The sequence below is a fragment of the Nonomuraea solani genome, assembly GCF_900108335.1.
Lineage (GTDB): Bacteria > Actinomycetota > Actinomycetes > Streptosporangiales > Streptosporangiaceae > Nonomuraea > Nonomuraea solani.
Genome location: NZ_FNVT01000046.1, coordinates 1 through 12,781, shown reverse-complemented (window position 1 = coordinate 12,781; position 12,781 = coordinate 1). Strand labels below are relative to the sequence as shown.

11 protein-coding genes are annotated in these 12,781 nt (G+C 69.0%); 4 read left to right on the top strand and 7 right to left on the bottom strand.

Annotation, left to right across the window (positions count from 1 at the left end; genetic code table 11):
- The first annotated feature begins 79 nt into the window (after positions 1-79).
- Positions 80-322: a P-loop NTPase family protein gene (locus C4V41_RS59120; RefSeq protein ID WP_146104259.1), complete on the top strand. Its 243-nt coding sequence runs from the start codon at positions 80-82 to the stop codon at positions 320-322.
- Positions 323-354: 32 nt separating this feature from the next.
- On the opposite strand, the gene C4V41_RS65730 is transcribed toward C4V41_RS59120, so the two are convergent.
- The 5 genes from C4V41_RS65730 to C4V41_RS61500 form a co-directional block, all read right to left on the bottom strand.
- Positions 355-3,135 (bottom strand): ATP-binding protein, encoded by a 2,781-nt coding sequence (locus C4V41_RS65730; protein WP_103964797.1) that lies wholly within the window; start codon positions 3,133-3,135, stop codon positions 355-357.
- Between the two features lie 863 nt (positions 3,136-3,998).
- Positions 3,999-5,783, bottom strand: a complete 1,785-nt coding sequence (locus C4V41_RS59110) for an acetyl/propionyl/methylcrotonyl-CoA carboxylase subunit alpha (protein ID WP_103964806.1) — start codon at positions 5,781-5,783, stop codon at positions 3,999-4,001.
- 62 nt (positions 5,784-5,845) lie between these two features.
- On the bottom strand, positions 5,846-6,076 hold the full coding sequence (locus C4V41_RS59105; protein WP_103964796.1) for an acyl-CoA carboxylase subunit epsilon: 231 nt from the start codon (positions 6,074-6,076) through the stop codon (positions 5,846-5,848).
- Positions 6,073-7,644, bottom strand: a complete 1,572-nt coding sequence (locus C4V41_RS59100) for an acyl-CoA carboxylase subunit beta (RefSeq protein ID WP_407670182.1) — start codon at positions 7,642-7,644, stop codon at positions 6,073-6,075. The genes C4V41_RS59105 and C4V41_RS59100 overlap by 4 nt, the downstream gene beginning before the upstream one ends.
- A 93-nt stretch (positions 7,645-7,737) precedes the next feature.
- Complete coding sequence (locus C4V41_RS61500; RefSeq protein ID WP_146104258.1) at positions 7,738-7,938, bottom strand: aldehyde dehydrogenase family protein; 201 nt, start codon at positions 7,936-7,938, stop codon at positions 7,738-7,740.
- Between the two features lie 694 nt (positions 7,939-8,632).
- Here C4V41_RS61500 and C4V41_RS59095 point away from each other — a divergent pair.
- Genes C4V41_RS59095 through C4V41_RS59085 form a run of 3 tightly spaced genes read left to right on the top strand, consistent with a single transcriptional unit; the run spans position 8,633 to position 10,323 of the window.
- Entirely contained in the window at positions 8,633-9,415 is a 783-nt protein-coding gene (locus tag C4V41_RS59095) for a thioesterase II family protein (protein ID WP_200825022.1), read from the top strand.
- Between the two features lie 12 nt (positions 9,416-9,427).
- The gene (locus C4V41_RS65115) at positions 9,428-9,679 is read left to right on the top strand and encodes a hypothetical protein (RefSeq protein ID WP_235031084.1); all 252 of its coding nucleotides are present in this window, start codon (positions 9,428-9,430) and stop codon (positions 9,677-9,679) included.
- Entirely contained in the window at positions 9,676-10,323 is a 648-nt protein-coding gene (locus C4V41_RS59085) for a 4'-phosphopantetheinyl transferase family protein (protein ID WP_103964793.1), read from the top strand. Before C4V41_RS65115 ends, C4V41_RS59085 begins: the two co-directional genes overlap by 4 nt.
- An 89-nt stretch (positions 10,324-10,412) precedes the next feature.
- Here C4V41_RS59085 and C4V41_RS59080 read toward each other — a convergent pair whose 3' ends face one another.
- Both C4V41_RS59080 and C4V41_RS59075 read right to left on the bottom strand, forming a co-directional pair.
- Positions 10,413-11,192, bottom strand: coding sequence for a hypothetical protein (locus tag C4V41_RS59080; RefSeq protein ID WP_146104257.1), 780 nt, complete (start codon positions 11,190-11,192; stop codon positions 10,413-10,415).
- A 177-nt stretch (positions 11,193-11,369) separates the two neighbouring features.
- A partial coding sequence (locus tag C4V41_RS59075) for a DNA-directed RNA polymerase subunit beta (protein WP_456093871.1) occupies positions 11,370-12,781 on the bottom strand: 1,412 nt, incomplete at its 5' end.

Genomic DNA, 12,781 nt, shown 5'->3' with positions numbered 1-12,781 from the left:
AAAGCCGCTTTCGTCCATCACCGCGCCGTCCAACCTCGTTGACATCTCGGACATCCCAGACCATTGGACCGGCCGCGATTTGCTGACCTCGCTCATCCTCTGGTACGGGCTGGATCCGGTGCTGGCCGCACAGCGCGCGGAAGAACTGCTCGGCCCTTGGGACCTGACCGAGGTGGAGATCACCCCGGTGCGTGAATACTCCCCGGCCATGATCAGAAAGATCAGCCTGCTGGTCGCCCTTCTGCCGGAACCGCAGCCCCTGGCGTTCGACACACTGCTGAGTGACGCCGGCCACTCCTCGAGGTCCTGGATGAGCGCGTGATCAGCACCCCGTTGGACACGCGACGCGACGCGTCATACGGGATACGTCTGTTTCGACGAATCCCGTACGCCCAGCGACAGCTCGGTCGGCAGGTCGGCGCGCCGCTTCACGTTGAGCTTCCGATACACCCGGGTGAGGTGCTGCTCCACTGTGCTGACCGTGATGAACAGGCGCTCGCTGATCTCCCTGTTGGTGTAGCCGAACGCGGCCAGCGCGGCGACGCGGCGCTCGGCGTCGCTGAGCGCGGCCGCCTCACCCAGGTCTCCGCCGCTGTCCTCCTCGCGCGGCTGTACCCGCGCGGACAGCGGGCCGGCCTCGCACGCCTTGGCGATCTGCTTGGCCCGCCGGGCCATCAGCCGCGCCCGGGTGATGTCGCCGAGCTCCTGGTAGGCGTCGCTGAGGTCCGCGTACGCCCAGCCGAGCTCCAGCAGGTCGCCGGAGCGTTGCAGCAGTGACATCGCCTCCTGCAGCCTCCCCGGCCGCTGCCGCAGCTCGGTGACCGACGCCAGCAGCCGCAACGCCCGGCCGTGCACCCGCGGATGGGTGCCGCCGGGTATGGACAACTGCTCCGTGATCTTCTGCCGGGCCTCCTCGACCGCGCCTATCTGCAGGTACGTCCGGGCGATCGCGCAACGCCAGTCCACGAGCGCGGGAATGTCGAGGTCCCACTCGCGCAGAAGCTCACCGCACTCGTGAAAGTCGCTCAACGCCGCCCGCGTACGGTTCGTGGCGAGATAGTAGTCGCCTCTGGCCTGCAGGAAGAGCGGCCACAGCGTGGTTCGCGCCATGTCGTCGGGAACCCCGCGCTTGATGATCTCCGCCGCCTCGTCCAGGTCTCCCATGGCGACGGTGGCCCGCAGCAGCACCGTCAGCGGCAGCCCGAGGACCACGCCCCAGCCCGTCCGCGACATCCCGCCCAGAGCCTGCCGCGCGTACCGCCGGGCCTCGCCCAGCTCGCCGTGCTGCACGGCCAGCCACGACCGGATCCCGGCGAGGGCGGCCGTCCACCGCGGAAACCCGCGCGCCGCCCCCTCGGTGCCGAGCGACTCGCACCACCGCACCGCCTCCTGGTAACGGCCCGTGTGGGCCAGGGTGAACAGCGCGCCGAAGACCGCCTCCAGCTCCGCCTCGGCCAGGTTGCAGCTTTCCAGCAACTCCTGGGCGGCGCCGACGATGTCCTCCTCGGCCTTGCCCAGCAGCAGGTTGCTCATCGAGAACTCCCGGCCGGCCGCGCCGTCCTCATGCGCCGGCCCGTCCGCCTCGCCCCCGACGAACATGGTGGGAAAGATCAACCGCACCCATTCCCGGGTGAAGCAGAGCCGGGAGTGCCCCCGGGACGGGGTGCCGGGCGAGGGCGCCGCCCAGTCGTAGATCCCGGCCGCACGGCGGGTCCGGCCGTGCCACAGCAGATACCTGCTGAGGGCGCGGGCGTCCGCGGCGGCGAGCTGGCCGCGCCCGAACGCGTCCTCCAGCGGGGCCAGGAAGCGCAGCGCGGCGGCGGGCCGATGGCACCAGTTCACCCGGGCCAGCTCGGTCAGCATCGCCGCTCTCGTCGCTTCGTCGTCGCAGATGAGCCGGGCCAGCTCCAGGCAACTGATCGCCCGGTCCTGGTCGTCGTGCACGAGCGCCGCCTGGGCGGCCTCGCGCAGCACCGCCACCATCCACGGCTCCGCTTCGGCCGGAGTGGCCGGGCTGGAGGTCAGCAGGTGGTCGGCGATGTCGCCGAGCTCGGCGCCGAGCTGATACATGATCCGCGCCGCCCGCATGTACATGACGGACTGCCGGTCCGGGCTCAGATCACGGAGGACGACCTTGCGCATCGTCGGATGCCGGAACTGGCATCCGCGCAGCAACCCCGCCCCGTCCAGGACCTCCAGCGCGGGGAGCACGTACGCGGGCTTCACGCCGAGCAGTTGCGCCACCGAGCCGGTACTGGCCGAGCGCCCGAGCAGGGCGACGCCGCGGGCCGCGTCCAGGATCCGCGGATCCCATCGATGCAGGCAGGACAGCACCGCTTGGTGGAGATGGCGGCCGACGCCCGGCTGGGTGCCCTCCGGCGACCAGCCACCCTGCGCCACATCCCAGTAGTCCTGCACCATGGCGTGCAGGAGGAGCGGGTTCCCGCCACTCAGCCGGTGATACTCCGGAGCCAGGCGGGCGGCGGGCTCGCTGCCCACGGTGTCGCGGAGAAGTTCCTCCACCCCCGCCGGCGACAACCCGGCGACCCGCGCCTGAACGCAGTTGGGCTGCCCGGTGAGCTCGGCGCTGAACAGGGAGTTCACCGAACGACGCTGCGACAACGAGGTCACGGCCAGCAGCAGCGGAGCGTTCGCCATGCGCCGCTGGATGTAGAGCAGGGCCTGCAGGCTCGGGCCGTCCGCGTTGTGCACGTCGTCGACGGACAGCAGGATCGGCTGTCGTTTGGTGAGCACCACGAGGACTTCGCACAGCCGCGCCGCGACATGCGTGAGATTCTGCCCGAGCACCACCGGGTCGGGCACTCCGGAGATCCCGTTGATCGGTTCGGGAACGAGCGTCTGCTCCACCTCGTCGGCGAACTCCGGAGGAAGTTCGACAGAACGAAACAACTGTCCGAGAGTCCCCAAGGGGAACATTCGCTCCGCACGCGACCCGGCGCTCTTCATCACAAGGAACCCGGCCGCGCCGGCCTCGTTGGCGCAGGCCTGCAGTAACGCACTCTTACCCATGGCGCCGGAACCGGTCATCAACATGACCCCGCCGGTCCCGCCCAACGCCTTCTCCATAAGGCTACGGAAGCTTGCCAGTGCCTCTGCACGTTCGATGAGCTGCATGGCCCATGCCTCACCCTAGTCGTCGTTCTCGATCAGTTACTTTCTCTTTCCAGCGGGTTTCAGCGATCCCCTCGGCGTGCTTCGTCCGAGAGAAGGGTTTACGGGGCAGGGTGACAGGCAAGGGAAACGAAAGTAATCGGCCGCCCAAGTTCTGGCGTCGGGATGCTGGCGCGCGGCATGGCCGTCGCGAATGATGCGTGGCGGGCCGAGGCGGGCCGCCCGCCGTTCCGGCGGCGACTCCGGCGTGGCCGCCGCGAGCTTCATCTCGGCTATGAGGCATGCCGCCGACGTCATGGTCCCCTCGTCGGCGCGCCGCGCCCACCCGGTTCCGTCACGACGGTGTGGGGCAAGCCTCGATCCCCGTACGTCCCCGTCTCGCCGAGCGCGCTCGCGCGCCCAGGTCATACGCCCCGTTTCCTTGCTGTCTCTCTCCCGCACGTGCGTGCCCCCGCAATCCTCGTCCTCCAGCATTTCGTGCTGAAGTAAAGGCATAGTGTGCGATATTTCCCCGAAGTATCAGAGGTCCACTCTTCAGCTGGTCCGTCAGGGTGGAGTCAGAAGCGGAGGACGATCCTCGGGGGCGACGGGAGCCTCGTGACTGTACGTATTGATGACATCGCCAATTGTCGGTGAACCGGACAACATGACGGCAGTATATGTTGATAGATCACCCTTCGACCCCTAACGGCCCCCCTATTTCCCCTCCTAGGCGAGTCAGATGGGACAACCGGTGGTTGTGGTGCGAGTAACATGAATCGGCCTCGCGATTAGCGATCGGTTCGCCCTGGCAGTGGGGGCTCCGGGCGACCATGAGCCGTGACCCCACCCCGACCGTCCGGCCGTACACCACGCTCCCGCGCTTGTCATACCGGACGCGCAACGTCGGCTCCCCCGGGAATGGCGCACACGGCGAAGCCCGTCCCGACCGAGGCCCCGACCTCGACGGCGAGGTCGCGAACCGTGCCGGTCCTGTGCGCGGTGAGCGGCTGCTCCATCTTCATCGCCTCCAGGACGACCACGAGGTCACCCTCCTGGACGAACTGGCCCTCCTCCACGGCGACCTTCACGACCGTGCCCTGCATCGGCGCGACGAGCGTCTCGCCGGACTCCGCGGTCGCGGTCTTCCTGAGGTCCCGCCGTCTGGGCCGTACGGTGGCCGGTCGCGCCGGGCGGAGACCGAGGCCGGCCGGCACCGAGACCTCCAGGCGACGCCCGTCCACCTCCACCACGACGGTCCCCCGTTCGCCCTGGCCGGCAGGACCCGCCTCCGGGCCGGCGAACGGCGGGACGGTGTTGACGAACTCGGTCTCGATCCATCGGGTGTGGACGGAGAAGGGTTCCGCCCAGCCCTGCAGCTCCGGGGCGAAGGACGGATCCGCCACCACGGCCCGATGGAAGGGAAGCGTGGTGGCCATCCCCTCGACCCGGAACTCGGCCAGCGCCCGCGCCGCGCGCCGTAGCGCCTGCTCGCGGGTGGCGCCGGTGATGATCAGCTTGGCCAGGAGCGGGTCCCAGGCCGGTCCGATCACGCTGCCGCTCTCCACCCCGGAGTCCAGCCGTACTCCCGGGCCCGACGGCGGGACGAAGGCGGTCACCACCCCGGGAGCCGGCAGGAAGCTCCGGCCGGGGTCCTCTCCGTTGACGCGGAACTCCAGAGAGTGCCCGCGCGCCTCGGGATCGCCGTAGCCGAGGGCCTCGCCGTCGGCGATGCGCAGTTGCTCGAGTACGAGGTCGATGCCGGTCACCTCCTCGGTGACCGGGTGTTCCACCTGGAGCCGGGTGTTGACCTCCAGGAACGATGTCGTCCCGTCCGCGCCGACAAGGAACTCCACGGTGCCCGCGCCGATGTACCCGGCCTCCCGGAGGATGGCCTTCGAGGCGTCGTACAGTCGCCGGATCTGCTCTTTTCTCAGAAAAGGGGCCGGAGCCTCTTCGACGAGCTTCTGGTGACGCCGTTGGAGGGAGCAGTCGCGCGTGGAGATTACGACGACGTTGCCGTGAACGTCGGCCAGGCACTGCGTCTCCACGTGCCGCGCCCGGTCGAGATAGCGCTCCACGAAGCATTCGCCCCGCCCGAAGGCGGCGACGGCCTCCCTCGTGGCGGACTCGAAGAGCGCGGGCACCTCCTCCATGGTCCGCGCCACCTTCAGACCGCGCCCGCCGCCGCCGAACGCGGCCTTGATGGCGATGGGCAGCCCGTGCCGCTCGGCGAACGCCATCGCCTCCGCGGCGTCGGCCACCGGACCGGGGCTGCCGTCGACCAGCGGCGCCCCGGCCCGCTCGGCGATCCGGCGGGCCGCGACCTTGTCGCCCAGGTCACGGATCGCCTGCGGTGGCGGCCCGATCCAGACCAGCCCGGTGTCCAGTACCGCCTGGGCGAAGTCTCCGTTCTCGGAGAGGAATCCGTAACCTGGGTGGATCGCGTCGGCACCGGAGTCGGCGGCGGCCCTGAGCACCTTGGCGGCGTCCAGGTAGCTGGCCGCCGGAGTGTCGCCGCCCAGGGCGAACGCCTCGTCGGCGGCTCGGACGTGAACGGCGTCGCGATCTGGTTCGGCGTACACGGCGACGCTCGCGATCCCGGCGTCGCGGCAGGCGCGGATCACCCGCACGGCTATCTCGCCGCGGTTGGCGACGAGAACCTTGTGCAGCGCCACCGCAGCCTCCTTTCTGTCATGCCTGTGTGCGATGTGGGCTCAAAAGGGATGTGGGCTCAAAAAGGTGGCCGCCACGCGGGATGGGACCGGGCCGCCCATGAGCGGGTGGGGACCGAGAGGAGCGGCGCGTCCCATCGGCTGGACACGCTGTCTGGCCGGTCGCCGGCCTCGGAGACGCCGGCGGCCAGGGCCGTGGCGAGGACGACGGTGAGCGCGGCCAATTCGTAGGGGTCCGGATTGCCCCGGACGACCTGGATCGCCGGGGGCTCGGCGGGTGATGGGTTCACTGCGGCTGGTTCCCGTGCTTGCGGCTGGGCAGGGAGGCGTTCTTGGCCCTGAGCATGGACAGGGCCCCGACGAGCCGGGCCCGGGTCTCGCCGGGCTCGATGACGTCGTCCACGAGACCCCGTTCGGCGGCGTAGTAGGGGTGCATGAGCTGCTCCCGGTACTCGGCGACCCGGCGACGGCGCACCCGCTCCGGGTCCTCCGCGCCCGCGATCTCCCGCCGGAAGATGACGTTCGCGGCGCCCTCCGCGCCCATCACCGCGATCTCGTTGGTCGGCCAGGCGAAGGACAGGTCCGCCCCGACCGACCGGGAGTCCATGACGATGTACGCGCCGCCGTACGCCTTGCGCAGGATCACCTGGATCCTGGGCACGGTCGCGTTGCAGTAGGCGTACAGCAGCTTCGCGCCGTGCCGGATGATCCCGCCGTGTTCCTGGCCGACCCCGGGCAGGAATCCCGGCACGTCGACGAGCGTCACCAGCGGGATGTTGAACGCGTCGCACATCGCGACGAACCGCGCGCCCTTCTCGCTGGCCTCGATGTCGAGGACGCCGGCGAGCCTGGCCGGCTGGTTGGCGACGATCCCGGTGACCTGGCCGCCGAGCCGGGCCAGGCCGCAGATGAGGTTCTCCGCCCACCGCTCGTGCACCTCGGTGAAGTCGCCGTCGTCCACGATCTCCTCGATCACGTCGCGCATGTCGTACGAGCGGCGAGGGTCAGCGGGGACGAGGTCGAGGAGCCGGTCGGTGGGGCGGTCCACCGGATCGCCGGGCGGCAGCGCCGGGGGCTGCTCACGATTGTTCGACGGCAGGAGCGACAGGAGGTAGCGGACCTCCTCCAGGCACTCGGCCTCGTCATCGTGGACGAAGGCCGCGACGCCCGAGGTCGTGGCGTGCACGTCGGCGCCGCCGAGATCGTCGTGGCTGATGATCTCGCCGGTGACGGACTGGATCACGTCGGGCCCGGTGATGAACATCTGCGAGGTGTTGCGGATCATGAAGACGAAGTCGGTCAGCGCGGGGGAATAGGCGGCGCCGCCGGCGCAGGGGCCGAGCATGACGCTGATCTGCGGGATGACCCCGGAGTTGCGGACATTGCGCTGGAAGATCCCGCCATATCCGGCGAGCGCGGAGACGCCCTCCTGGATGCGGGCCCCCGCACCGTCACACAGCCCGACGATCGGGGCGCCCGCGGCCTCGGCCAGATCCATCAGCTTGTGGATCTTCGCCGCGTGCGCCTCGCCCAGCGCACCGCCGAAGATCCTGAAGTCGTGCGCGTAGACGAAGACCGTGCGCCCGTGCACCGGCCCCCACCCCGTCACGACCCCATCGGTATAGGGACGGCGGTCCTCAAGGCCGAAGCCGCTGGCCCGGTGCCGCCGCAGCCCGTCGATCTCGGTGAACTCGCCTTCGTCGAAGAGCAGGGCGATGCGCTCGCGGACGGTCAGCTTGCCCCGCGCGCGCTGCTGTTCGGTGGCGCGGTCGCTCGGGCCGCGCCGGGCCTGCTCACGTCGTTCGCGGAGGCCGCGGACGGCGGCTCGCGCGTCCGGTTCCGGCTCGCTCTCGGCCACGTCCCACTTTTCGGGCGCATCCAGCTCGGGAGTGAACGACGCGTTTATCTGGACAGCTGTCATCTCATCACCTTCGAAAGGTCCCGGAGTAGCTCAGAACGCCGGACATACCGCCCGGAACTGGTCCCGGTGCGTCTCGCCGGCCGGTATCCGTGCCCCGCCCGCCACCGAATCGGCCACGATGTCACTGACCCGCTTGAGCCGCCCGATGCCGATGAGCGGGCCGATGCTCACCTCTTGGCGCCACGGGTCACCGGCGGTGAGCTCGTCCGCCCGGCGGCAACGTCGGACAATGCCTTTGAATGGCGGCGTGCAAAAGGTCCGTCACCCGGAATTCGTCGAGCAATTCCTCTGCCGAGGATTCTCGGCCGGAAACCGGCGAGCCCGGGATCGTTGGATGTGGTGTCGACCGCGCTGTCCACGATCGGCGTGAGACTCACCATCTAACTTCTCCGATTCCCGAAGGGACGTGTGCTCTCGGGGGGTGTGAATGCGGCCGTCCCCGGCGTAGGATGACCACCCCGATCCCATTGGGCACCATAACTCGCCCTGGCCAGATATGGATATCCGGGATTCGGCGGACCGCGACGGCCGCGATATAGGGGTTCTTAGGGGTTGGGTCACGGGTATGCCGGTCGGCCCGCCGCCGCTGACCCCGGCATCGTGCGCAGGCCTCCACCGCCGCTGGAATCAGGGGACCGTGGCAGCGACCACCTGAAGGCCGCCGCCTCCCAGAGCCCCTTCCTTCATGTTCTCACCAAGCCCCCGATCACGGGCGGACAGGCGCCCACCGGATGCACATAGAGCTTTATCAATCCTTGTAGCACGGAATCATACGCTCTCCGCAGAACATCCCCATCTCCTCGAAAAGAAAGTAGGGGTCGGCATCGGGGTGACCACTCTCGTCAAGGGGTCGCCGGATTACCCTCTCAGGGGTTCTGCGCACGCGTCACGTCCAGTACGGTCCCCCATGTAAGACCGTTCGAGATTGGGGTTGGAATTGACGGGCTCCTTCGATCAATGGTTCAAATCGTTCCACCACGACGGCGCCGACGTCCGCCTCATATGTCTTCCGCACGCCGGTGGGTCGGCGAGTGGGTTCTTCCGGCTGTCCGCCGCGTTGCCGTCCTGGGCCGAGGTGTGGGCCGCACAGTATCCAGGACGCCAGGAGCGGCGGCGGGAACCCGCCTTCACCGACGTTCGCGCGCTTGCGGAGGCCCTGGCCGAAGTGCTGGCCGACCGGCAGGACCGGCCGTACGTCCTGCTCGGCCACAGCATGGGAGCGCTGGTCGCGTTCGAACTGGCCCTTTCCCTGTCGCGGCGCGGCGTCCGGAGCCCCGGGATGCTGGTCACCTCTGGCCGCAGGGCGCCCTCCACGACCCGGGTCGAGACCGTCCATCTGCGGGATGACGCCGGTGTGGCGAAGGAGTTGCGGCTGCTCAGCGGAACCGATCCGACCTTCCTCCAGGATCCGGAACTGGTCGAAATGATCATGCCGGTCCTGCGCGCGGACTATCAGGCCGTGGAGACCTATCAGGCAGCACCGAACTCGGTCGTCGCCTGCCCGATCACGGCGCTGGTGGGCGACCATGACCCGCGCACCACCATCGACGAGGCGCGTGCCTGGCAGGCGCACACGACGGCCGAATTCGACCTCCGTGTGTTCGCCGGCGGCCACTTCTTCCTGGAGGACCGCCTGCCCGAGGTCGTGAACGTCCTCACCGAACTCCTGCTCCCCTATTCCGCGACGGCTCAAGACAGCCATGCGTGAGTCAGCGACGACGTGGCGTGGGCGCTCCGGCCGCTCGCGGAACGGTTCGAGCGGGTGATCCGGACGTCTGACGATCACGAGCTCTCGACTCCGCGCGAGGACCCGGTCCAACCGCCCGGCGAGGCCCGCTTCCGGCCGGAGGCCGTCGTCCATGGCCGCCTCCACATTCCTCGTACGACCTGGCACGACGGCGCGCGGTTCGAAGAGACCTCCATCGGCCTGCTGCGGCAGAGCCCGCCATCCGCCGGAGCGGGGGTCGCATGATCGAGGGCATTCTGCCGGACCTGGTGTCCTGCGTGAGCACGCGGAGCGACGACGTCTCCCCGGATGTGCTGTTCCCGGAAGAGGCGGAGGTCGTGCGGAACGCGGTGCCGAAGCGGCGCCGGGAATTCGCCGCCGTACGCCGGTGCGCCCGCCAGGCCATGGCGGGCCTGGGCCTGCCACCCGTCGCCCTGCTCCCCGGGCCGCGCGGCGAGCCGCTGTGGCCGGGCGGGGTCGTCGGAAGCATGACCCACTGCGCGGGCTACTACGCCGCGGCCGTCGCCCGGAGCCGGGACCTTCACACGTTGGGGGTTGACGCGGAACCCCACGCCCCGCTGCCCGGCGGAGTTCTTGAAGCGATCGTGCTGCCCGCCGAGGAGCGGCGTCTCACCGGTCTCGGAACGCGGGACGGCATTCACTGGGACCGCTTGCTGTTCAGCGCGAAGGAAAGCATCTTCAAGGCGTGGTATCCGGTGAGCCACGTCAAACTGGGCTTCAGCGACGCTGACATCACCTTTCAGCAAGACTCGACCTTCACCGTACGGCTGCTCCGGCAGGTCCCCACCGCACCCGCGGAGTTCGCAGGCCGGTGGACGGTGCGGAACGGTTTCGCGCTGACCGCCATCGCCATCTCGAATTCTCCATAGCGCTTAACCAGGTCGGCGTGCCGGCACAGGAGCGTCCGCAGCGTGACGAACAGGGGACATCGGGTCAGGAGTCGCGATGTTCAGCGGAGTCACTTCCCCAGCACCCGGACCTGATCGGCCGGAGGAGCGGCCACAGCCGTCGTGCCCCAATCGGAGAAAGTGATCTCCGCAGGCGCCTTCGCGGTCAGGCGTTGCCGCATCGGCCGCCCCTGGCCGTCGAGCCAGAGTTCGTATGTGGCCCGCGCGCCGAACTCTTTGAGCAACTCGCCGCGCAACCTCGCCTGCGCCGCCCGATCGCCGGCCCGCACCCGCCCGTACTCGTCCTCGGTCTCCTGCAGGAACGGCAGCGGGTCGTACACCTCCAGGAACGCGCCGAGATCCAACCGGTCGAGTGCCGCCCGCACGTCGATGGCGACCGTGTAACGGTCGAGCCCGCCATCGTCCGCGGGGCCGCTCACCTGTCCCCGCACGGCCAGCATCTCGTGCACGTGGTGGCTGTTCACCAGCGCCAGGCCCTGGCCGGCCACCGCGTCGATGCCGAGCAGGTGGTACGGCTCGTGCTCGTCGGTGATCTTGTCCCAGGCCTTGCCCGGCGCCACCTCCTCCCCCAGCATCCGCATGTACGCGCCACCGCTCGTCCGGATGAGCCGCCCGCTCAACCCTTCGCTCAGGTCAGCGGAAATGTCCAGGTCCTGCCCCTTGGTGACCACGGTGGCACTCTGGGCCCCCTGCTTCGCCACCCGCTTGACGTCCGGGTGCGCCTGTAGATAGGCCCTGACATATCCGGCGACCTCGGGAGCGGTCTTCGCCGCCGTGCCGCAACCCGTCATCAGCAGCGCCAATAAGGCGATCACCATATATCTGGACACGTCCGGCATGCTCGCACGGCCGTGTGCAGAACCCTGCGGGCGAGACGTGCGGATCGTGTGCAGAAAAGCCCGCCCATGACGAGCCGCGCCTGGCGGCGGCCCGATGCCCGTAAGCAGCACGCACACGCCGCGACCCGCGAGTATCGGTCGATACTCGCGGGTCGCGGTGGGTGAGGATCAGATTTCTTCGACGCTGCTCGGCTCACGCCGGGACAGATCGATACCGAGCTCCTCCGCGGCGCGGAAGACGTCCTCGTCGGTGTCACGCATCTCGATGGACATGCCGTCGCTGGAGAGCACCTCGACGTTCAGGCACAGCGACTGCATTTCCTTGATGAGGACCTTGAAGGACTCCGGGATGCCCGGCTCGGGAATGTTCTCGCCCTTGACGATGGCCTCGTAGACCTTCACCCGGCCGAGAACGTCGTCGGACTTGATGGTCAGCAGCTCCTGCAGGGCGTAGGCGGCGCCATAGGCCTCCAGCGCCCACACCTCCATCTCACCGAAGCGCTGCCCACCGAACTGGGCCTTACCTCCGAGCGGCTGCTGGGTGATCATGGAGTACGGGCCGGTCGAACGCGCGTGGATCTTGTCGTCGACCAGGTGGAGCAGCTTGAGGATGTAGACGTAGCCGACCGCGATCGGATACGGGAACGGCTCACCGCTACGGCCGTCGAACAGCCGGGCCTTGCCGCCGCGCTGCACGAGCTGGTCACCGTCACGGTTGGGCACGGTGCTGTCGAGCAGGCCGACGATCTCCTCCTCGTGAGCGCCGTCGAAGACCGGCGTGGCCATGTTGGTACGCGGGGCGACCTTGTCGAGACCCTTCTCCCGCAGCCGCTCGGCCCACGCCTCCCGGACGCCGGAGATGTCCCAGCCGCGCGCGGCGATCCATCCCAGGTGCATTTCGAGCACCTGGCCGACGTTCATCCGGCCGGGCACGCCCAGCGGGTTGAGGATGATGTCGACCGGGGTGCCGTCCTCAAGGAAGGGCATGTCCTCGACCGGCAGGATCTTGGAGATGACGCCCTTGTTGCCGTGGCGGCCGGCGAGCTTGTCACCGTCGGTGATCTTACGCTTCTGGGCCACGTAGACGCGGACCAGCTCGTTGACACCGGGGGGAAGCTCGTCGCCCTCCTCGCGGGAGAAGACGCGTACGTGGATGACCTTGCCCTGCTCGCCGTGCGGCACCTTCAGCGAGGTGTCACGGACTTCGCGGGCCTTCTCACCGAAGATCGCGCGCAGCAGCCGCTCCTCCGGGGTCAGCTCGGTCTCGCCCTTGGGCGTGACCTTGCCGACCAGGATGTCGCCGGGAACCACCTCGGCGCCGATCCGGATGATGCCCCGCTCGTCGAGGTCGGCCAGGACCTCTTCGGAGACGTTGGGGATGTCGCGGGTGATCTCTTCCGGGCCCAGCTTGGTGTCACGGGCGTCGACCTCGTGCTCCTCGATGTGGATCGAGGAAAGGACGTCGTCCTGGACCAGCCGCTGGGACAGGATGATCGCGTCTTCGTAGTTGTGACCCTCCCACGGCATGAACGCCACGAGCAGGTTCTTGCCCAGCGCCATCTCACCCTGGTCGGTGCACG